Source organism: Salinispora pacifica DSM 45544 (assembly GCF_000378845.1).
Lineage (GTDB): Bacteria > Actinomycetota > Actinomycetes > Mycobacteriales > Micromonosporaceae > Micromonospora > Micromonospora pacifica.
Map to the genome: position 1 here is coordinate 4012752 of NZ_KB905359.1, position 19810 is coordinate 4032561.

Genomic DNA, 19810 nt, shown 5'->3' on the forward strand with positions numbered 1-19810 from the left:
GGCGTGTCGGTGGGTAGGCTTTCTGCACATGAGCACCCCGCGCCCTGTCCTGGTGGTGGACTTCGGAGCCCAGTACGCCCAGCTCATCGCACGTCGGGTGCGGGAGGCCCGGGTCTACTCGGAGATCGTCCCGCACACGATGTCGGTGGCCGAGATGCTGGCGAAGGACCCGGCAGCGATCATCCTCTCGGGTGGCCCGTCCAGCGTCTACGCGCCCGACGCGCCCGGTGTCGACGCCGGGGTGTTCGAGGCCGGGGTGCCGGTCTTCGGCATCTGTTACGGCTTCCAGGCGATGGCGCAGGCACTCGGGGGCACGGTCGCGCAGACCGGCAATCGGGAGTACGGCGGCACGGTGTTGCGCCAGCGGCCGGAAGCCGGGATGCTGCTGCGCGATCTCCCTGATGATCTTCCGGTTTGGATGAGCCACGGCGACTGTGTGACGGAGGCGCCGGCTGGCTTCGCGGTGACCGCCGAGTCAGCGGGGGCCCCGGTGGCGGCCTTCGAGGATCGGGCCGGGCGCCGGGCCGGGGTGCAGTTCCACCCGGAGGTCGGGCACACGGCGCACGGCCAGGAGATGCTGACCCGTTTCCTCTACGACATCGCCGGCATCGAGCCCACCTGGACGCCGGAGAACATCATCGACGAGCAGGTGGCCCGGATCCGGGAGCAGGTGGGTGCCAAGGAGGTCATCTGCGGTCTCAGCGGCGGCGTTGACTCCGCGGTCGCCGCGGCGCTGGTGCACCGGGCCATCGGCGACCAGTTGACCTGTGTCTTCGTTGACCACGGTCTGCTTCGGGCGGGCGAGGCGGAGCAGGTGGAGAAGGACTACGTCGCCGCCACCGGAATCAAGCTGCGGGTGGTTGACGCGGCGGACCAGTTCCTGACCGCGTTGGCCGGGGTGACCGATCCGGAGCGGAAGCGCAAGATCATTGGCCGGGAGTTCATCCGGACCTTCGAGGCCGCTGCCCGGGACATCGCCGCCCACGGCGATGTGGAGTTCCTGGTGCAGGGCACCCTCTATCCGGACGTGGTGGAGTCCGGCGGCGGTGCGGGCACGGCCAGCATCAAGAGCCATCACAACGTTGGCGGGCTTCCGGAGGATCTCGGATTCTCCCTGGTCGAGCCGCTGCGCACGCTCTTCAAGGACGAGGTTCGCGCACTCGGCCTCCAACTGGGCCTGCCGGAGGCGATGGTCTGGCGGCACCCGTTCCCCGGTCCGGGGCTCGCGATCCGGATCATCGGCGCGGTGGACCGGGAGCGGCTCGATGTGCTCCGTCGGGCCGACTTCATCGCCCGGCAGGAGCTCAGCGCTGCTGGCCTGGACCGCGGCGTGTGGCAGTTCCCGGTGGTCCTCCTGGCCGACGTACGCAGTGTGGGTGTGCAGGGGGACGGACGCAGCTACGGGCACCCCGTGGTGCTGCGCCCGGTCTCCAGCGAGGACGCGATGACGGCCGACTGGTCGCGGCTGCCGTACGACCTGATTGCCCGGATCTCCACCCGGATCACCAACGAGGTCGCTGAGGTGAACCGGGTGGCGCTGGATGTCACCAGTAAGCCGCCGGGCACCATCGAGTGGGAGTGAGTCGCGTTCAACTGACGGGGGGAGCCGGCGGCTGCGGCCCCGGCCAGGTGGGGGTGGCGGTGGTCGCCCCGGGCGCCGTCGGGTGCGGCCAGGCCGGCGCGCCCGCCGGCTCCGCCGGGATCAGGAACCACATGATCGGGTACGCGAGCACCGCGATCCCACCGGTGAGCAGGCCGGTCACCGCGAAGATGACCCGAATCAGCGTGGGGTCGAGGTTGAAGTAGCGGCCGACGCCACTGGCCACTCCGGCGATCATTCGGTCGGTGGTGGGGCGACGGAGCTGTTTGTACGGGGGCTGGGCAGTTCCGGTGCTTGTCATCTCCTCATGGTGCGTCGCCCGGCTCCGGCCGACCTCGGTGATTTCCCGGGCCTTACCCTGATCTGCCCCTTGCCCGCGAGCCGGGAGTCATTATTCCGACCCTTTTCGGCGTTGGTGGCGGGGAACGGGGAGAATTTGGCTCTGTGACCCTCATGCTGGAGCCGCTTCGTAGGATTGCGGCGTACGCGGTTTGTACCAACTCGGTCGGTCAGGTGCTGCTGGTCCGTGCGTCGCAGCGCTCCGGGACCCCCGGCGCCTGGTCGCTGCCCGGGGGCGCGGTCGACCACGGCGAGGACCCCTGCGACACGGTCGTGCGGGAGACCGCCGCCGAGACCGGGCTGTCGGTCAGCGTGGCCACCCTCGCCGACGTGCTCGCCGACATGCGAGCGTTGCCCGAGCGGGGCATTACGATCCACACCGACCGCCTGCTCTACCAGGTCTCGGTGCGGGGCGGGACGCTCGCCGACCGCGCCGACCAGCCCACCGACCTGGTCCGCTGGTTCTCCCTTGAGCAGGCCCGCGAGCTGCCCCTACGCTCGTTCACGGCGCGCGCCCTCGGCCTGCCCGCCTCGGCGGCGGACATCGTGCCGGACGAACCGCCCGAGTTTCCGTCCTTCTATGCGGTCGAGGGGCCCGACGGTCTGCATCGGGCACAGCGCTTCGCCGCGTACGCCGTCGTCACCGACCCCGACGAGCGGGTCCTGCTCACCCGGGTCTCGGACGGGTACCCGGGTGCCGGTTGTTGGCACCTGCCGGGTGGCGGGACAGACTACGGTGAGCAGCCGGGCGCGGCGCTGATCCGTGAGCTGGTTGAGGAGACCGGGCAGACCGGGCGGCTGGTTGAGCTCCTCGGCGTGGCGAGTCACCGGGACGCCGCCTCGCTCGGTCCGGAGGGCTACCCGATCGACTGGCACGGGGTTCGGGCCTTCTACCGGGTCGTGGTCGACCGCCCCGCCCCGCCAACCGTGATCGACGTCGGCGGTTCCACCTGCGAGGCTCGCTGGTTCGCGAAGGAGGAACTGGGCGCCCTCCCGGCCGATCGGCTGACCGAGGTGACGGCCGAGGCGGTCCAGGCCGCTCGGCTGACCTGACCGCCCCAGCCTGACCTGACCGCCCCAGCCTGACGTTCCCGCAGCTATCGTCGGTCGCGGCAACTTCTCATCGATTCGGCGTAGGGCGGGGGCAGGGTGCAGCAGCGGCGGACGGCGGCATATGGGGTGCTGCGGGATGACGGTGGGCGGGTGCTACTCGTACGGGGTGGGGACGGGAGCCCGGATCGGGGTGCCTGGCGGCTGCCGGGCGGCGACCTTCGGCACGCCGAGCATCCCGCCGCCACGGTCGTCCGCGGGTTCGCCGCGGAGACCGGGTTGGCCGTGACGGTGGCCGGGGTCCGGGCGGCGGTAGCCGATGTGGCCACCTACGCCGCCGGATCCGGGCTGCACACCGATCGGCTGGTGTTCGACGTGACCGCGACGGATGGCGTACTCCAGCCGGAGCAGGGCGGCGGCAGTGCCAGGCTGGGGTGGTTCACGCCCGAATCAGCGGCGGCGGCGCCCGTGCTGCCGTTCACGGCGGAGTTGCTCGGCCTGTCGGGCGCGCCCCTGCCTTCGGGGTCGTCCCGGGTGCTGCCGTCGGCGCCGATGGCTCCGGTGCCGATGACCTCGGCCGCAACGGTTCCGGCGGCAACGGCTCCGGGGGCGACCGCTCTGCGGCACCGTTTCGGTGCGTACGGGCTGGTCACCGACCCGGCTGGGCGGGTGCTGCTGACGCTGATCGCGGAGGGCTACCCGGGCGCTGGCAGCTGGCACCTGCCCGGCGGTGGCACCGACTACGGTGAGGCGCCGGAGACGGGGCTGCTCCGCGAGTTGGTGGAGGAGTCCGGTCAGGTCGGACGGGTCGTCAGATTGATCGGTGTGGACAGCTTTCACCACCCCAGCAGGGTCGGGCCGGAGGGGCGTCCGTTGGACTGGCACACCGTTCGGGCCATCTACACGGTGGTGGTGGAGGAGCCGACCGAGGCGCGGGTGCTGGAGCTGGCTGGGGGGTCAACCGCACGGGCGAGCTGGTTTGGCGTTGACGAGCTCAGCGGGCTGCGGCTCAGCGATATCGCTGCCCGGACGGTCGCTGAGCTCCGCTGACCATCCTGGTCCGGTGTGTGTTGGCCCCGGGTGGGTGACCCGGTTGGAAATGCGATCCCAATATAGCTGTAATTGGGGCATTGCGGACGCTGAAGAGTGCTCATCATGTGATGCCGCTGGACTCCGGTACATTTGAGTGCGGGGAGTTAACGGTGTAACGGGCGATGCGATCCGGATTAGGAGTATGAGGGCGGTTCGCGCGGTTTAAGGGAGTTTTAAGTACCGCCGGCAGCTATCGCCAAGCCCCGTTTGCCTGTGCGATGGTGTACCCCGCAAAACGGCTGCCGGGCCAAGAAGGTCTGGCACGAGACAGCCGGACGCCCTGCCACCGCGGCGGTGCGCCGATCCGGTGATGGAGGGAACGTGCCGAGAGCCCCCTGGCGCCGGCGTCGTACGACAGACAGTCCACGTCCTGCAGGGCGTCGATGGGCAGGCCCGTTGCGGCGCAGCGGCACAATCGCCCGTCAGGTGCTGTGGGTTCGGGCGGGCCGCCCGGACGGTGGCCTCCGTGGCGGCGTTGACCGGCCGCTGATCGAGCGCCGGTTCCCGCAGCGCCGCTACCCGCGGTACGACGCCGAGGTGGAGGCGATCGTCCCGGTCAGCCCTGCTGTCGCCCCGGCGCCGCCGGTGGACGAAGCGGTGGCGATCTCGACTCCGCTCCTTCCCGGTGTCCGGACGCCGGCCCGGCGGATGAAATTCGTGCTGGTCAACGGCTGTACCCTCGCCAGCCTCACCCTCGGCATGCTGGCGATCTTCCTGGCCATGCAGGGCGAGGTGCGGCCCGCGGCGCTCTGCCTGATCGCCTGCGTCGCCTTCGACGGTCTCGACGGTGCCCTCGCCCGCCGACTCGGCGTGGCCAGCCCGTTCGGCGCCCAGATGGACTCGTTGGCCGACATGTGCTCCTTCGGCCTCGCCGCCCCGGTCGTGGTCTACGCCTCACTGGCTGGCTCGGTGCCCCCGGCCGCCGCAGCGGTGGCCTGTGCGCTCGTCGCGTCCTGTGCCGCGATCCGTCTCGCCCGGTTCAATGTCTCGCCGAAGGACAGCCGCTTCTTCTGCGGGGTGCCCACCACCATGGCGGCCGCCATGCTGGCCCTGACCGTCGCCATCGGGCTGCCGGTGTCCGGGCTGGTCCTGCTCGGCGGGGTGGCGCTGCTCGCCTTCGCGATGGTCTCCAGCTTTCCGTACGCGAAGCTCGCTCGCCTGGTGAAGCTGCCACCCTGGGTCTGGCTGGCTCCGCTGGTCGGCGCGCTGGTCGACATCCGGCTCACCTTCGCCCTGGTCGTGGTGGGCTACCTGCTCAGCGGTCCGGTGCTCTGGCTGCGGCAGCGCCGTACCGTCTGATTCGGCTTCCCGGCGGGGCACCGTGGTTTCCCGGCGCCCCGCCACAGCTCCTTCCGGCGCCCGTGCGACGCGGTCAGTGCCAGCGGGCGATGACCGACGACCCGCCGACGACCCGGTCGCCGGGCCCGACGAGTGGCTGCGCCGCCTCGGCCGGCAGGTAGACATCGGTGCGTGAGCCGAACCTGATCAGCCCAAACCGCTCGCCCTTGGCCAGCAGCGAACCGATGGGCGCCCGCTGCACGATCCGCCGGGCGATCAATCCGGTACGTTGCGCCACGACCACCGTTCCGTTGGTGGTGTCCAACACCGTGTACGCGGCGACGTTGTGTTCCGCATCGGGCTTCATCGCGTTGGCGAAGCCGCCGTCGGTCACGAAGTGGTCGACCACCTTGCCCGCCACCGGGGAGCGGTTGATGTGGACGTCGAGCACCGACAGGAACACGGCGATCCGCAGCCATTCGCCGTCGCCGAACCGCTCGTCGGAGAGGCGTTGTACCGAGAGCACCCTGCCATCGGCCGAGGCGACCACCGCGGACGGATCCGCTGGCACCTCCCGCTCCGGGTCCCGGAAGAAGGCGGCGACCGGTGCGGCGGCAAGGGCCGGCAGCAGCCACAGCTTGGAGGTCGGCCGGGCGACACGGGCCACCGCCGCCAGCCCGAGGGCGATCCCGGCGGCGGCCACCCCGTTGCTGTCGATGTGCATCGTGCGGGTCAGCGGCACGCTGGCGGGTCGGTACGCCGGGGCCAGCCCCACCGCCGCCGCCGCGGTGGCCGGGCTGAAGCGGAGCCGGTGCACCCGCAGCGGTGGGTTGTTGCGCAGCAGCAGGTCGCTACCGACGCCGTGCAGCGCGGCCTGGCGGGCCAGTTCGTCGCTCGCGCCGCCGGTGCGCCTGGTGATGGCGGGGGTGGCGAGGCTCAACGTGGCCCCGTTGTCGAGGTACTTGCCGAGCCCGTCGAGGGTGGCGCGGGTCTCCTCCATCGTCCCGGTGAGCGGTTCACCGATGATCGCCACCGCTGCGGCCTCGGCGTCGGCCAGCGCGTCAACGACCCGGACCCGCTCGGCGACCCAGGGGCCCTGGGCGGCTACGTGCGCGCGCAGCATCTCGGCGTCCGACCAGCCGGCCGGTACGACGGTGAGCGTGTCACCGGGCAACAGCGCCTCGATCGCCGCGGCGAGTACCGGGGACTCCAGGCTGGCGTCGACCAGCAGGGCGGCCTTCGGCGCGTTGATCCGGGCGAGTTCCGAGACGAGGACACGGGCGGCGCGCTCGCCGATACGGACCGGACCGGAGCGGCCGGTGGGAGGCACGGCGGGGGACTGGGTCATGTCGGACAAGCTCCTGACGGTCGGGACGACGGGTCGGTGAGATCGGCGCGATCGGCGTCGGGTCGCTCGGCATCGCCCGTGGGCGCGCTGCCGGGTCGAACCCGGCGAGTGCGTGGCGGGGCGGGCGCCACCGGCCAGCATATGCCCCGAGCCGGGTCGAGCCGGCGTTGCGCTCAGCGCCGATCCCCCTCGGCTGGCCCGGGCTCCGGCGTCGCACCGGTTGGCGGCGCCTCCGCCTCCGGAGCGGCCGGGCTGCCGAACCGGGCCGCGCGAAGCGCCCCGACCAGCCCCAGTACACCGATCAGTAGCAGCGCGCCGGCCAGGAACCAGCCCACCGGGGGGAGCGTGAGTTCGAGCAACCGGGCGACCAGCCACCAGGCGGCAAGGAGAAGGAAGAGCAGCCCGAAGATCAACGACACCGAGTCGGTGCGATGGGGTTTCACCGGGTCACCTCCAGCGTGCCGACGTCAACGTGAACGGAGAGGCGTAGCGTTCCGCCGCCGGGGCCGTCCGCCCCCAGGTCGGTGCTTTCGTGGCGCGAACCGGTGGAGCCGCTGCGCTTGGCGACGCCCTGGTCGAAGACGACCGCGTCGCCGACGGTGACGGTCGCGGTGACGGTGGCGTCGACGTCCGGGGGCAAGATCACGGTGGCCTTCCCGGCGGTGACCGTCACCGTGACCTCGCTGCGCTTTCCGGTGAAATCCACCGAGCGTAGGTCGAGTAGTGAGTTGCCGGAGAGGTTCTCGTAGCGGTTGGCGAGCTCGGCATGGCTGGCCGGCGCCCAGGTCACCGCCTGGTTCACCGTTCGGAACCGGTCGGACTCGGCCACCGTGGCCACCCCCAGTGCGGCGGCGGTGATCAGGCCGAGCGCGATGAGCCAGCGGGCCCGGCCGAACCAGGCGCCGACGAGTAGGCCGAGGCCGATGGTGGCCAGGACGGCCGCGAAGTACGCGGACGCGCCGAGGGCGGGTACGCCGGTCAGATCGAGGAGGGTCAGCAACCCGAGGACGAGGAAGACCAGCGAGAAGGTCACCCCGCCGAGCGCGGAGCGTTCCCGCGGTCGTTTCCGCTCCGGCCGCGGGGCCGGTGGTGCGGGCGGCGGGGTCGGTGAGGCGTACGGCCCATGTGGGGCGAACGGCAGGCGGACGCCGCCAGGTGGAGCCTCGGGCGCTGTCGGCCAGGCCGGCGGCGGTGCCGAGGTCGGCCAGGGCGGCGGCGGTGCCGAGGTCGGCCAGGCCGGCGGCGGTGCAACGGGCGGGCCGGGTTGGCCCGGACGTTCGCGGTTGAGTAACAGCGCCCCGCTGATCAGGATCGCCGCGCCGAGCAGCACGGCCCGGAACGCGTCGGTGACGATGAAGGCGAAGCTGACCGCCACCAGGATGCCGAGCACGATCACGGTGACCGGGGACATGCTGGAGCGTCCCCGACCCAACATCGACTCGATCGGTGAGGCGGTGTCGCCCTCGCCCGGGATGATCAGCCAGGCGGAGATGTACACCAGGATGCCGACGCCGCCGAAGAAGCCGAGCACCGCGAGCAGCACCCGCCACAGCACCGGATCGGTGTTCGTCGCCCGGCCGATCGCCGCGCAGACGCCAGCCAGATAGCGGCCGTCGCGCGGACGGACCAGCCCGTACCGCGAGGTGAAGCCGCCGCCCCCGAGCGGCGGCGGGGTGGGCGGGCTCCCGGGCGGCGGCGGGGTGGGCGGACCCGTGGGTGGTGGCGGTTCACCCGCCGGCGCCGCAGGTGGTGGCGTCGCCGCGGCTGGCTGGTGCTGGGCGGCTTCCTCGGTCATGACCTCGATCCTGCTCCCTCGTCGCCTCGTCGGCCTCCGGCGGAGACCCTGACCTCACCCTGAGATCCGGGCAGCAGGATCTCCGGGACGCCCCCGTGGTCGAGTGCTTACCTGGCGTGTGACGATCGGAACCAGCGGCGCGTGCCGCTCGCCGGGAAGAACCGCCGCGACTAGCTAGGGAGCCCCGATCAGTGTCGTGACCAACCCCCCGCGCCTCTATCGCGCCCGCGAGCACCGGATCGCTGCTGGGGTGGCGGCGGGGATCGCCGGGCACCTTCGCATCCCGGTGCTCTGGGTCCGGGTCGCGTTCCTGGTGTTGCTCGGCTTCAACGGCCTCGGGTTGCTGTTGTACGCGGCCCTCTGGGCGGTGGTGCCGCTGCGACCGGGGGACACCGCCACCCCGCCCCGTCGTGATGTGGCTCAGCTGCTGCCGTTTGTGGCGATCGGCCTGGGGGTGCTGATCTTCCAGGTGATCTTCTTTGATGCGGTGGGTGCGACCGGTGTTGCGGGCACCGCCGGCTGGCTGGTCACGATCATCGCGGTCGGGGCCGGGCTGATCTGGCACCAGTCCGCACCGCAGCGGCGACGGCAGTGGGACGGGACGCTGCCGGTGCCCTGGCTGAGCGCGGTGGTGGAGGAGAGTGACCGGCGGGCGTTCGTGCTTCGCTTCATCGGCGGCGGAATCCTGGTCGCGGTGGGGGTGATCGGGGTCGCGGCGGTGTACTCCCCGACGCAGAACTTCGACGCGGTGCTCAACGGCGTGATCTTCGCCTTGGTCGGTCTGGCGGGGGTCGGGGTGGTGGCCGCGCCGGTGCTCTGGCGAACCTGGAACCAGCTTCGGTCGGAGCGGGAAGGGCGGATCCGGGAGCAGGAACGGGCCGAACTGGCTGCCATGGTGCATGACCAGGTGCTGCACACCCTCGCGTTGATCCAACGCAACGCCGGCGACGGGAAGACGGTGACGCGGCTGGCCCGGGGGCAGGAGCGCTCGCTGCGCAACTGGCTCTACCGGCCGACTGCCTCGCCGACGGAGCGCTTCGCGGCAGCGCTGGAGCTGGTGGCGGCCGAGGTGGAGGACACCTACGCGGTCACGGTGGAGACGGTGGTCGTCGGTGACCGGGAGACCGACGAGCGGGTCGGCGCGTTGGTGGCCGCCGCTCGCGAGGCGTTGGTGAACGCGGGCCGGCATGCTGGGGTGCAGACCGTCTCGCTCTACGCCGAGGTCGAACCGGAGCAGGTCAGTGTCTTCGTCCGGGATCGGGGGAGGGGTTTCGATCCGGCTACGGTGGAGGAACGCCGGCACGGCGTTCGGGGCTCGATTATCGGCCGGATGAAGCGACACGGTGGCCGGGCGGAGATCCGCTCCGGGCCCGGGGAAGGGACCGAGATCCGGTTGATCCTGCCGATCTCCCGTGACGGGTCCACGGCGGAGAGGAGTGGGTGATGGCGGACCAGACGCCGGATTCAGCGGTGGAGGTGGGTGTGGCCGCGCGGCGGCTGCGGGTCTTCCTCGTTGACGATCATGTGATGTTCCGGGCCGGAGTCCGTGCCGAGCTGGGTGCGCATGTTGACGTGGTGGGCGAGGCGAGCACGGTGGCGGAGGCGGTCAGTCGGATCGCCGCCACCGAGCCCGACGTGGTGCTGCTTGATGTGCACATGCCGGAGGGGGGTGGCCGGGCGGTGCTTGAGGCCATCCGGCGTACGCACCCGTACGTGCGGTTCCTCGCGCTCAGCGTTTCGGACGCGGCCGAGGACGTGATCGGGCTGATCCGCGCTGGCGCCCGGGGCTATGTCACCAAGACGATCTCACCGGACGAGTTGGCGGCGGCGGTCCGCCGGGTCGCCGAGGGCGACGCCGTCTTCAGTCCCCGGCTGGCCGGTTTCGTACTGGACGCCTTCGCCGCCCGGCCGGACGTGCCGGTCTCGGACCCCGAGCTGGACCTGTTGACCAACCGGGAACGGGAGGTGTTGCGTCTACTCGCTCGGGGGTACGCGTACAAGGAGATCGCCAGGGAGCTGTACATTTCGATCAAGACGGTCGAGACGCACGTGTCGAACGTCCTCCGCAAGCTCCAGATGTCCAGCCGCTACGAGTTGTCGCGCTGGGCGGCGGATCGTCGGCTCGTCTGAGCCGACGATCGGCTGTGACGACGGGTTGCTCAACGTGACAGGACTGGCTACTGTCGATGTAGTTTTTCCGACTCTTACCACGCTTGCCCGGGGTCGATGTACACACCTATGGGTGGATGTACACACCGTCCCGGCCGGGTATCGGGTTGATAACACGCCTTCCCGCTAGCGCGCGTCTGGTGTCACAGTGGCAGGCACCTCACACCCCCTCGTGAGCTGAGCGCCTGAGGAGGCACTCCCATGCGTGGGAAATTCCTGAAGGTGGCGGTCGCGGCGACCGCCACCGCTATGTTGGCCACCGCCTGTGGCAGCGACTCGAGCGATGCTGGCGACGACGCCGCCGGCGGCACGCTTCGGGTATATGCATCCGAGCCGGCGTACCTGCTGCCGTCGAATGCCAACGACGAGCCGTCGATCTATGTGGTTCGCCAGCTCTACCGCGGTCTGGTCAAGTACAACGCCGAGACCGGTGATCCAGAGATGGATCTGGCCGAGTCGATCGACTCGGACGACCAGAAGCTCTGGACGATCAAGCTGAAGGACGGCTACACCTTCGACAACGGTGAGCCGGTCGACGCCGACGCCTTCATCCGGTCGTGGAACTTCGCCGCCTACGCGCCGAACGCCCAGAACAACGGCTCCTTCATGACGCGGATCGCCGGTATCGACGCGGTCCTGCCCAAGGACCCGGACGGTGACGGCCCGGAGAAGGCCCCGGAGCCGACGGCCGAGACGCTTTCCGGCCTGAAGAAGGTCGACGACCTGACCTTCACCGTCGAGCTCAGCGAGCCGTTCAGCGGCTTCCCGATCGTGGTTGGCTACCCGGGCTTCTCGCCGATGGCCCAGGCCTGCCTGGACGACACGGATGCCTGTAACGAGACCCCGATCGGCAACGGCCCATACAAGATCGACGGTAGCTGGAAGCACGACGTCGAGATCAACCTGGTCCGTAGCGACAGCTGGAAGGGCGAGGCGGGTAAGCCCGCTGCGATCAACTACCGGATCTTCGGGGACGTGGACGCGGCCTACGCCGCCTTCCAGGCCGGCGAGCTGGACGTGATGTACACGATCCCGCCGGCGCGCTTCAAGGAGGCCAAGGCCAGCTACGGCGACCGGCTGTACGAGCAGGCGAGCGGCAGCCTCAACTACGTCGGTCTGCCCCTGTACGACGAGAGCTTCCAGGACAAGCGGATCCGTCAGGCGATCTCGATGGCGGTCGACCGGGAGTCCATCGTGGACGCCGTCTTCGACGGCCGGTGGACTCCCGCCACCGGCTTCGTCGCGCCGACCTTCCAGGGTGCTCGCGAGGGTGTCTGCACCTACTGCAAGAAGGACGTCGAGGCGGCCAAGAAGCTGCTCGAAGAGGCCGGCGGCTGGCCGGAGGGGAAGAAGCTGACCCTGTGGGCCAACGCGGGCGCCAGCCACGACGCCTGGCTGCAGGCGGTCGGCGACCAGATCAAGGCCGTGCTGGGCATCGACTACGAACTGAAGGTCAACCTGCAGTTCGCCGAGTACCTGGACAAGGCAGACAAGCGGGAGTTCACCGGCCCGTTCCGGCTCGGCTGGGGTCCGGACTACCCGTACCTGGAGACCTACCTGACTCCGACCTACGGCACCGGCGCCAAGAGCAACTACACCACCTTCAGCAACGCTGATTTTGACAGCCTGCTGAAGCAGGGTGACTCCGCCCCGAGCGTGGAGGAGGCCATCCCCTTCTACCAGCAGGCCGAGGACATCCTGGCCGAGGAACTGCCGGTCATCCCGATGTTCTGGCGTAAGGAAGCGGCGATCTACAGCGAGCACGTCGACAACTTTGTCTGGAACAAGGTCGCGGGCGCCGACTACGGTGCGACCGCGCTGAAGTAGAACTGAGCTTCGGCAATCTGATCCCGCCGTAACCAGGATGTGGCGGCAACGGTCACCCCACCAGGGTGATCGTTGCCGCCGTATCAGCGCCGAGAGGAGACCCCGACATGGGGCGCTACGTCATTCGACGGTTGCTCCAGTTCATTCCGACCGTGCTGGGCACCATGTTCCTGCTCCACTACATGACCTCGCTGGCGATTCAGTTCAGTGGGAACCCGGTCCGTGCCATCTTCGGCGACCGGACCCCGCCGCCGGCCCTACTCCAGTCGATCACCGAACGCCTCGGCTACGGTGACCCCTGCCTCGAGCAGAAGGGCAACCCCTGCTTCGGGCTCTTCCTCGACCGGGTGAGCGGAGTCTTCCTAAACTTCGACTTCGGCATCGACCTGCGGGAGCAGGAGGTAACCGAGCTGGTTGCCAATGCCATTCCGTACACCCTGAAGCTGCTGGTGATCGCGATCGTCTTCGAGGCGGTCGTGGGTATCGCCGCCGGCGTCTGGGCGGGTCTGCGGGGCGGCAGCTTCGCCGACAACCTGGTGAAGATCAGCACCGTCTTCGTGATCTCTGTGCCGATCTTCGTGCTCGGCGTGGTGGTGCGAGAGTTCATCGGGGTCAAGTTCGGCAACATTCTGCGTGATCAGGAGTGGCTCCCCGACGTTGTCGCGTACGGGTTCTTCAGCCCCGGCTTCAAGCCGGACTACCCCTTCGCCAGCCTCCTGATTCCCGGCATGGTGCTCGGCTCGGTCGCGCTCGCCACCACCGCGCGGCTGACCCGGACCAGCATCATGGAGAACATTCGGGCGGACTTCGTCCGGACCGCCCGGGCAAAGGGCTTGGCCAACAAGCGGGTCATCGGCGTGCACACGCTGCGTAACTCGCTGATCCCGGTGATCACGTACCTCGGCGTCGACATCGGTTCGGCGATGGCCGGTGCGGTGGTTACCGAGACCATCTTCAACGTGCCCGGTATCGGTCGGCTGGTGACGGCTGCCGCCCGGGAGGGAGAGTCGTCCGTGGTCATCGGCGTGGTGACCATGCTGGTGTTGGTCGTTCTGCTCGCCAACCTGTTGGTTGACCTCCTGTACGCCGTGCTCGACCCGAGGATCCGCTATGAGTGACGGCACCGTGGTCAGTAACCGGGGGCCGGTGACACCGGCGATCCGCGGCAGGGCGAAGCGAAACGAGGTGGGACATGAGTGACGCGACGAGTGCCGGCACCGCCGTCGGCGGTGCCCCCGGGAAGACGAGCAAGAGCGGCAAGGAGCGCAACGCCAGCCTGTGGGCGGATGCCCGCCGGCAGCTGGCCCGCGACCCGGTCTTCATGCTCGCCGTGCTCTACATCGTGGTGGTCAGCACGATGGCGGCCTTCCCGAAGCTCTGGACCGGTCAGGACCCGCGGGCGTGCCACACCGACCAGTCTCGGATCGCGCCGAGCTGGGAGCACCCGTTTGGCTTCAACATCCAGGGCTGCGACTACTACTCGCACGCCATCTATGGCGCCCGGCCATCAATGGTGATCGCGATCATGGCTACCGGGGGCATCGTGCTCTTCGGCGGCCTGATGGGCCTCCTCGCCGGCTACTACGGCGGCTGGGTGGACGGGCTCATCTCCCGGCTGATGGACATCTTCTTCTCGCTGCCGTTCCTGCTCGGCGCGATCGTCTTCCTGACCGTGATCAAGCAGCAGAACATCTTCACCATCGCCCTGGTGCTGTTCCTGCTGAGCTGGCCGACGATCGCCCGGATCATCCGCGGTAGCGTCATCTCCTCAAAGGACCTGGACTATGTGCAGGCCGCCAAGGCGGTCGGGGCGGGTAACGGCCGGTTGATGTTCCGGCACATCCTGCCGAACGCGATCGCGCCGATGTTGGTGTACGCCACGATCGTGCTGGGCTCGTTCGTCGCCGCGGAGGCCACGCTGACCTTCCTCGGTATCGGGCTCCAGCCGCCGACGCAGTCCTGGGGCATCATGATCTCGGCCCACCAGGTCTACTTCCTGGAGGATCCGTGGCTGCTGCTCTTCCCCTGCGGACTGTTGATTGGCACGGTGCTGTCCTTCATTCTCATGGGTGACGCCCTGCGTGACGCCCTCGACCCGAAGTTCCGGTGAGCGCCATGAGCACTGATGTGAACGTCAAGCTGGACGCCCTGCCCGGCCTTGACGCGGATGCCCTGCCGCTTGAGGTCAAGAACCTGCAGGTAGAGTTCCGCACTCGCAACGGCATCGCCCGCGCGGTCAACGGCGTCAACTTCAGCCTGCGGGCCGGCGAGACCCGAGCGATTCTCGGTGAGTCCGGCTGCGGTAAGAGCGTCACCGCTCAGGCGATCATGGGCATCCTGGACAGCCCACCCGGGTTCGTCACCGGCGGGGAGATCCGCTACCGCGGTGTTGACCTGCTCAAGCTCCGGGAGGCGCAGCGGCGTAAGGTCCGCGCCAACCGGATCGCGATGATCTTCCAGGACGCCCTCTCCGCGCTGAATCCGGTGTTCACGGTCGGCTTCCAGCTCGGCGAGCTGTTCCGTAAGCACCGGGGCATGTCCCGGGCGGACAGCAAGGTGCGCGCCGTCGAGCTGCTTGACCTGGTCAAGATTCCGGCGGCGAAGCAACGGGTGAACGAGTACCCGCACCAGTTCTCCGGTGGTATGCGGCAGCGTGTCATGATCGCCATGGCGTTGGCGCTCGACCCGGAGGTGTTGATCGCCGACGAGCCGACCACCGCCCTGGACGTCACCGTGCAGGCCCAGATCATGTCCCTCCTCGCCGAGCTGCAGCGGGAACGGAACATGGGCCTGCTGCTGATCACCCACGACATGGGTGTGGTCGCCGACGTGGCGGACCAGATCTCGGTGATGTACGCCGGCCGGGTCATTGAGGAGGCTCCGGTCCGGGAGATCTACGAGAGCCCCTCCCACCCGTACACCAAGGGTCTGCTGGAGTCGATTCCCCGCCTGGACCTCAAGGGCCAGGAACTCTCCGCCATCAAGGGGCTGCCGCCGCTGCTGACCGACATCCCGAAGGGATGCGCCTTCAACCCCCGGTGCCGGTACGCGCAGGACGCCTGCCGTCGGGACCCGGTGCCGCCGCTGTATCAGGTGGCGCCGTCCCGAAGCTCCGCCTGCCACTTCTGGAAGGAGGTCAAGGCCGATGTCTGACATCGTGTTGGAGGCCCGTGACCTGGTGAAGCACTTCCCGCTTACCCAGGGGATCCTCTTCAAGCGGCAGATCGGCGCGGTCCGCGCGGTCGATGGGATCAACCTGCAGCTGCGCCGGGGCGAGACTCTCGGCATCGTCGGCGAGTCCGGCTGCGGCAAGTCGACCCTGGCCCGGATGCTGGTGGGGCTGGAGACGCCCACCTCTGGTGACCTGTTCGTGCAGGGCCGGAACATGGCGAAGGTCGGTGGCGCCGAGCGGCGTCGTGGCCGGCGCAACATCCAGCTGGTGATGCAGGATCCGTACACGTCGCTCAACCCGCGGATGACCGTCGGCGACATCGTCGGCGAGCCGTTCGAGGTGCACCCCGAGGTGTTGGCGAAGCCCAAGCGGCGGGCCCGGGTTCAGGAGCTGCTGGATCTGGTCGGCCTGAACCCCGATCACATCAACCGGTACCCGCACCAGTTCTCCGGCGGCCAGCGCCAGCGCATCGGTATCGCCCGCGCCCTGGCGCTCAACCCGGAGATCATCTTGTGTGATGAGCCGGTCTCCGCCCTGGACGTGTCGATCCAGGCGCAGGTGATCAACCTGCTGGAGAAGCTTCAGGACGAGTTGGGGCTCTCGTACATCTTCATCGCACACGATCTGTCCGTGGTTCGGCACATCGCCGACCGGGTCGCGGTGATGTACCTCGGTCGGGTCGTTGAGATCGGTACCGAGGACCAGATCTACGAGAACCCCACCCACCCGTACACGCAGGCGCTGCTCTCGGCGGTGCCGGTGCCGGATCCGAAGCTTCGGGGTCTGCGGGACCAGATCGTGCTGACCGGCGATGTTCCGTCGCCGGCCAACCCGCCCTCCGGCTGCCGGTTCCGGACCCGCTGCTGGAAGGCGCAGGAGATCTGCGCCCAGCAGGAGCCGGCGCTGGCTGTCCGGCAGAGTTCGGCCCACCCGAGTGCCTGCCACTTCGCCGAGGTTCGGGACGTGGTGCACGCGCAGCGGTAGCAGCGCTACGGTGACCGGGGCGTTGGCCATTCCTGGCCGACGCCCCGGTTCCGTTCCGCTACCGGGCCGCCGGATCAGAGCGGGCCACGACCGGCACGAAGCAGCAGGAGAGCGACCTGGGTACCATCCGCCCCCAGCGCGGACCGGAAGCGTTCCAGGATCTCCTGCTCCCGGGAGAGCACCAGGCGGGTGCCACCGGAGGCCATCCGGGTCACGCCGACCTGCTGGGAGAGCCGGGCCCGCTCCTGCCAGAGGTCGATCAGGGTGCCGTCGATCTCGTCGATCCGCTGCCGGATATTCGCGATTTGCGCTGCAGCCAACGGTTCCTTCGTGCCGGCGTCGCGGCCATCGGTGCCCGCCGCGCCATTCGTTCCGTCCGTGTTGCCGTTCTGCTCCGCCACGCCTGTCATCATCGTCGTACCCTTCGGGTGTCGGGCGCTGGTGCCCGGATCCCGAGACGAAAAGGCCCCGGGCTCGCGAGCCCGGGGCCTTTTCGTAGGTCTTGGTTGATCAAGCGTGACCCACGGCTACCGGACTCTCCGGGCCGTAGTAAAAGTAGTCGCGCTGATCGAACACGGACCCGAGTATGCCCGCTCCCGCCTGACGGCGCAAGGAAAGCCCGGGCCGGGGAGGCCGGTGCCACCCGAAGGGGAGGACCGGGGCGCGGCGGGCGCGCCGTCGCACATCCGGGCCGTGGCCGAAGGGATTCGTCGGGGCGACGGCATAGACTCGCCGTGCGATGCATCCTCTCTTTGACCTTCCCGTGTCCTCGTCCGCGCCCGACCCTGCTCCGCCGCGCCGGCCCACTCCGGTGCGCCTCGACCCGCAGGCGCTGCTCAACGGGCTGAATGGCCCCCAGCGGGAGGCGGTCACCCACGCCGGGTCACCGCTGCTCATCGTGGCCGGGGCCGGCTCCGGCAAGACCCGGGTGCTCACCCATCGGATCGCGTACCTGCTCGCGGAGCGACAGGTGCACCCAGGCGAGATCATCGCGATCACCTTCACCAACAAGGCCGCGGGCGAGATGAAGGAGCGGGTGGCCCAGTTGGTCGGGCCGCGCGCTCGGTTGATGTGGGTCTCGACCTTCCACTCCGCGTGTGTCCGCATCCTGCGGGCCGAGCACGAACACGCCGGCCTGAAGTCGACCTTCTCGATCTATGACGCCGACGACTCCCGTCGGCTGATGCAGCTGGTCACCCGGGAGCTGGACCTAGACCCGAAGCGCTACCCGGCGCGGGGGCTGGCCGCCCAGGTCTCCAATCTGAAGAACGAACTTGTTGACCCCGAGGAGTTCGCCGCCCGGGCCAAGGGGCCGAACGAGCGGGCGCTCGCCGAGGCGTACTCGCTCTATCAGCGGCGGCTCCGGGAGGCGCACGCACTGGACTTCGACGATCTGATCATGACCACGGTGCACCTGCTCCAGTCGCATCCGCACGTCGCGGAGACCTACCGGCGTCGGTTCCGGCACGTGCTGGTTGACGAGTATCAGGACACCAACCACGCCCAGTACGTGTTGATCAAGGAGCTGGTGTCGGGTACCGACGGGCTCGACCCGGCGGAGCTCTGCGTGGTGGGCGACGCCGACCAGTCGATCTACGCGTTTCGGGGCGCGACGATCCGCAACATCCTGGAGTTCGAGCGGGACTTCCTCGATGCCCGGACAATCCTGCTGGAGCAGAACTACCGCTCCACCCAGACCATTCTGAACGCGGCCAACGCTGTGATCGACCGAAACACCTCCCGTAAGCCCAAGCGGCTCTGGAGCGAGGCCGGGACCGGTGACCCGATCGTCGGCTACGTCGCCGACACCGAGCACACCGAGGCCGACTGGGTGGCCCGGGAGATTGACCGGCTCGTGGACGACGGCGACACCCGGCCGGGGGACGTGGCGGTCTTCTACCGCACCAACGCCCAGTCCCGGGTCTTCGAGGAGGTGTTCATCCGCGTCGGCCTCCCCTACAAGGTCGTCGGTGGGGTCCGCTTCTACGAGCGGAAGGAGGTCCGGGACGCCCTGGCCTACCTGCGGGCGTTGGTCAACGAGGACGACACGGTCAGCCTTCGTCGGGTGCTGAACACTCCCCGCCGGGGCGTCGGGGACCGCGCCGAGGCGTGTGTCGAGGCGCTGGCCAGCCGGGACCGGATCTCCTTCGGCGCGGCTCTGCGCCGGGCCAAGGACGCGCCGGGCATCTCCACCCGGGCGGCGAACGGCATCGCGGAGTTCATCGCGCTGCTCGATGGTGCCCGGGAGGTCGCGGAGACCAGCGCACCCGAGGAGGTGCTGGAGGCGTTGCTCAACCGGTCGGGGTACCTGACCGAGCTGGAGGAGAGCCTGGACCCGCAGGATGCCGGCCGGGTCGACAACCTCCAGGAGCTGGTCAGCGTGGCCCGGGAGTACACGGAGCGGGTGGAGGGCCTGGGCGAGGAGGGCGAGCGAGCCACCGTCGCCGGCTTCCTGGAGCAGGTCGCGCTGGTGGCCGACGCGGACCAGTTGCCCGCCGACGACCCGGAGCACCAGGGGGTGGTGACCCTGATGACGCTGCACACCGCCAAGGGGCTGGAGTTTCCGGTGGTGTTCCTGACCGGTTTGGAGGACGGGGTCTTCCCGCACGCCCGTACCTTCGGCGACAACCATGAGCTGGAGGAGGAGCGGCGTCTGGCGTACGTGGGGATCACCCGGGCCCGGCAGCGGCTCTACCTGTCCCGGGCGGTCACCCGCTCGGCGTGGGGCCAGCCGGCCTACAATGCGCCGTCCCGGTTCCTTGCGGAACTGCCCGTGGAGTTGGTGCGCTGGGAGCGCACCGAGGGCTCGTACACCTCGTGGGCCGGCGGCGGTGGGGGCGTGGGCGGTCGCGCGGACCGGGGGCAGGGCGGCTTCACCGGGGGCACGCCGAAGGCCACGCAGCTGGCGCGTCGGCTCGGCGTGGACGGTAGCCGCCTCGCCACGGCCAGCGAGTTGCCGTCGGCGCCCCCGCGGGTCGCGGTCGGCGACCGGGTCAACCACCAGCGGTACGGGCTGGGTCGGGTGCTCGCGGTGGAAGGACACGGCCCTGGCGCCCGTGCTCAGATCGACTTCGGCGACCAGACAGTCTGGCTGGTGCTCCGGCACGCACCGATCGATCGACTCTGAGCGGACGGCCCGGGTGCTGTTCGGCCGCC

General features: G+C 69.6%; 17 protein-coding genes. 12 read left to right on the plus strand and 5 right to left on the minus strand.

All coding sequences use genetic code 11. The annotated features are described in order from the left end of the window. Positions 1-28: 28 nt before the first annotated feature. Entirely contained in the window at positions 29-1582 is a 1554-nt protein-coding gene (guaA, locus tag SALPAC3_RS0118415; RefSeq protein WP_018810163.1) for a glutamine-hydrolyzing GMP synthase, read from the plus strand. A gap of 7 nt (positions 1583-1589) precedes the next feature. Here the strand turns inward: guaA and SALPAC3_RS26015 are convergent, their stop codons facing one another. Beyond that, the gene (locus tag SALPAC3_RS26015; protein ID WP_018222658.1) at positions 1590-1901 is read right to left on the minus strand and encodes a PspC domain-containing protein; all 312 of its coding nucleotides are present in this window, start codon (positions 1899-1901) and stop codon (positions 1590-1592) included. A gap of 143 nt (positions 1902-2044) precedes the next feature. On the opposite strand from SALPAC3_RS26015, the gene SALPAC3_RS0118425 reads away from it, so the two are divergent. The 3 genes from SALPAC3_RS0118425 (at position 2045) to SALPAC3_RS0118435 (ending at position 5380) form a co-directional block, all read left to right on the plus strand. After that, positions 2045-2992, plus strand: a complete 948-nt coding sequence (locus SALPAC3_RS0118425; RefSeq protein WP_018222659.1) for an NUDIX hydrolase — start codon at positions 2045-2047, stop codon at positions 2990-2992. 96 nt (positions 2993-3088) lie between these two features. Next, positions 3089-4039, plus strand: coding sequence for an NUDIX hydrolase (locus SALPAC3_RS0118430; RefSeq protein ID WP_026185700.1), 951 nt, complete (start codon positions 3089-3091; stop codon positions 4037-4039). A 438-nt stretch (positions 4040-4477) separates the two neighbouring features. Continuing rightward, positions 4478-5380 carry a CDP-alcohol phosphatidyltransferase family protein gene (locus SALPAC3_RS0118435; protein WP_018222661.1) on the plus strand — a complete coding sequence of 301 codons (903 nt, stop codon included), beginning with the start codon at positions 4478-4480 and terminating at the stop codon, positions 5378-5380. A 73-nt stretch (positions 5381-5453) separates the two neighbouring features. Here the strand turns inward: SALPAC3_RS0118435 and SALPAC3_RS0118440 are convergent, their stop codons facing one another. The 3 genes from SALPAC3_RS0118440 to SALPAC3_RS0118450 form a co-directional block, all read right to left on the minus strand. Then, entirely contained in the window at positions 5454-6707 is a 1254-nt protein-coding gene (locus tag SALPAC3_RS0118440; protein ID WP_018222662.1) for a phosphatidylserine decarboxylase, read from the minus strand. A 173-nt stretch (positions 6708-6880) separates the two neighbouring features. Then, complete coding sequence (locus SALPAC3_RS0118445) at positions 6881-7150, minus strand: hypothetical protein (RefSeq protein ID WP_018222663.1); 270 nt, start codon at positions 7148-7150, stop codon at positions 6881-6883. Next, a complete protein-coding gene (locus SALPAC3_RS0118450) occupies positions 7147-8502 on the minus strand; it encodes a PspC domain-containing protein (RefSeq protein WP_018222664.1) in 1356 nt (451 codons plus the stop codon). Before SALPAC3_RS0118450 ends, SALPAC3_RS0118445 begins: the two co-directional genes overlap by 4 nt. A 196-nt stretch (positions 8503-8698) precedes the next feature. Here SALPAC3_RS0118450 and SALPAC3_RS0118455 point away from each other — a divergent pair, with 196 nt between their 5' ends. The 7 genes from SALPAC3_RS0118455 (at position 8699) to SALPAC3_RS0118485 (ending at position 16654) form a co-directional block, all read left to right on the plus strand. After that, positions 8699-9946: a sensor histidine kinase gene (locus tag SALPAC3_RS0118455; RefSeq protein WP_018222665.1), complete on the plus strand. Its 1248-nt coding sequence runs from the start codon at positions 8699-8701 to the stop codon at positions 9944-9946. Then, positions 9946-10632 (plus strand): response regulator, encoded by a 687-nt coding sequence (locus SALPAC3_RS0118460; protein WP_018222666.1) that lies wholly within the window; start codon positions 9946-9948, stop codon positions 10630-10632. Before SALPAC3_RS0118455 ends, SALPAC3_RS0118460 begins: the two co-directional genes overlap by 1 nt. 240 nt (positions 10633-10872) lie before the next feature. Further along, positions 10873-12498, plus strand: a complete 1626-nt coding sequence (locus tag SALPAC3_RS0118465; RefSeq protein WP_018222667.1) for a peptide ABC transporter substrate-binding protein — start codon at positions 10873-10875, stop codon at positions 12496-12498. A 107-nt stretch (positions 12499-12605) separates the two neighbouring features. Further along, a complete protein-coding gene (locus SALPAC3_RS0118470) occupies positions 12606-13616 on the plus strand; it encodes an ABC transporter permease (protein ID WP_018222668.1) in 1011 nt (336 codons plus the stop codon). A 74-nt stretch (positions 13617-13690) separates the two neighbouring features. Next, on the plus strand, positions 13691-14608 hold the full coding sequence (locus SALPAC3_RS0118475) for an ABC transporter permease (protein ID WP_018222669.1): 918 nt from the start codon (positions 13691-13693) through the stop codon (positions 14606-14608). Positions 14609-14613: 5 nt separating this feature from the next. Next, a complete protein-coding gene (locus tag SALPAC3_RS0118480; RefSeq protein WP_018222670.1) occupies positions 14614-15651 on the plus strand; it encodes an ABC transporter ATP-binding protein in 1038 nt (345 codons plus the stop codon). Then, positions 15644-16654, plus strand: coding sequence for an ABC transporter ATP-binding protein (locus SALPAC3_RS0118485; RefSeq protein WP_018222671.1), 1011 nt, complete (start codon positions 15644-15646; stop codon positions 16652-16654). Before SALPAC3_RS0118480 ends, SALPAC3_RS0118485 begins: the two co-directional genes overlap by 8 nt. Before the next feature lie 74 nt (positions 16655-16728). Here the strand turns inward: SALPAC3_RS0118485 and SALPAC3_RS0118490 are convergent, their stop codons facing one another. Then, positions 16729-17067, minus strand: a complete 339-nt coding sequence (locus SALPAC3_RS0118490; protein ID WP_033771500.1) for a chorismate mutase — start codon at positions 17065-17067, stop codon at positions 16729-16731. A gap of 326 nt (positions 17068-17393) precedes the next feature. Between SALPAC3_RS0118490 and pcrA the strand changes: the two genes are divergently transcribed. Then, positions 17394-19781 carry a DNA helicase PcrA gene (gene pcrA, locus SALPAC3_RS0118495; protein WP_026185701.1) on the plus strand — a complete coding sequence of 796 codons (2388 nt, stop codon included), beginning with the start codon at positions 17394-17396 and terminating at the stop codon, positions 19779-19781. The last annotated feature ends 29 nt before the right edge of the window (positions 19782-19810 follow it).

Coding starts and splice junctions, on each gene's coding strand:
- SALPAC3_RS0118440 (WP_018222662.1), bottom strand. CDS start 6,707: ATGACCCAGTCCCCCGCCGTGCCTCCCACCGGCCGCTCCGGTCCGGTC.
- guaA (WP_018810163.1), top strand. CDS start 29: ATGAGCACCCCGCGCCCTGTCCTGGTGGTGGACTTCGGAGCCCAGTAC.
- SALPAC3_RS0118490 (WP_033771500.1), bottom strand. CDS start 17,067: ATGATGACAGGCGTGGCGGAGCAGAACGGCAACACGGACGGAACGAAT.
- pcrA (WP_026185701.1), top strand. CDS start 17,394: ATGCATCCTCTCTTTGACCTTCCCGTGTCCTCGTCCGCGCCCGACCCT.
- SALPAC3_RS0118450 (WP_018222664.1), bottom strand. CDS start 8,502: ATGACCGAGGAAGCCGCCCAGCACCAGCCAGCCGCGGCGACGCCACCA.
- SALPAC3_RS0118475 (WP_018222669.1), top strand. CDS start 13,691: ATGAGTGACGCGACGAGTGCCGGCACCGCCGTCGGCGGTGCCCCCGGG.
- SALPAC3_RS0118460 (WP_018222666.1), top strand. CDS start 9,946: ATGGCGGACCAGACGCCGGATTCAGCGGTGGAGGTGGGTGTGGCCGCG.
- SALPAC3_RS0118485 (WP_018222671.1), top strand. CDS start 15,644: ATGTCTGACATCGTGTTGGAGGCCCGTGACCTGGTGAAGCACTTCCCG.
- SALPAC3_RS0118480 (WP_018222670.1), top strand. CDS start 14,614: ATGAGCACTGATGTGAACGTCAAGCTGGACGCCCTGCCCGGCCTTGAC.
- SALPAC3_RS0118465 (WP_018222667.1), top strand. CDS start 10,873: ATGCGTGGGAAATTCCTGAAGGTGGCGGTCGCGGCGACCGCCACCGCT.
- SALPAC3_RS26015 (WP_018222658.1), bottom strand. CDS start 1,901: ATGACAAGCACCGGAACTGCCCAGCCCCCGTACAAACAGCTCCGTCGC.
- SALPAC3_RS0118470 (WP_018222668.1), top strand. CDS start 12,606: ATGGGGCGCTACGTCATTCGACGGTTGCTCCAGTTCATTCCGACCGTG.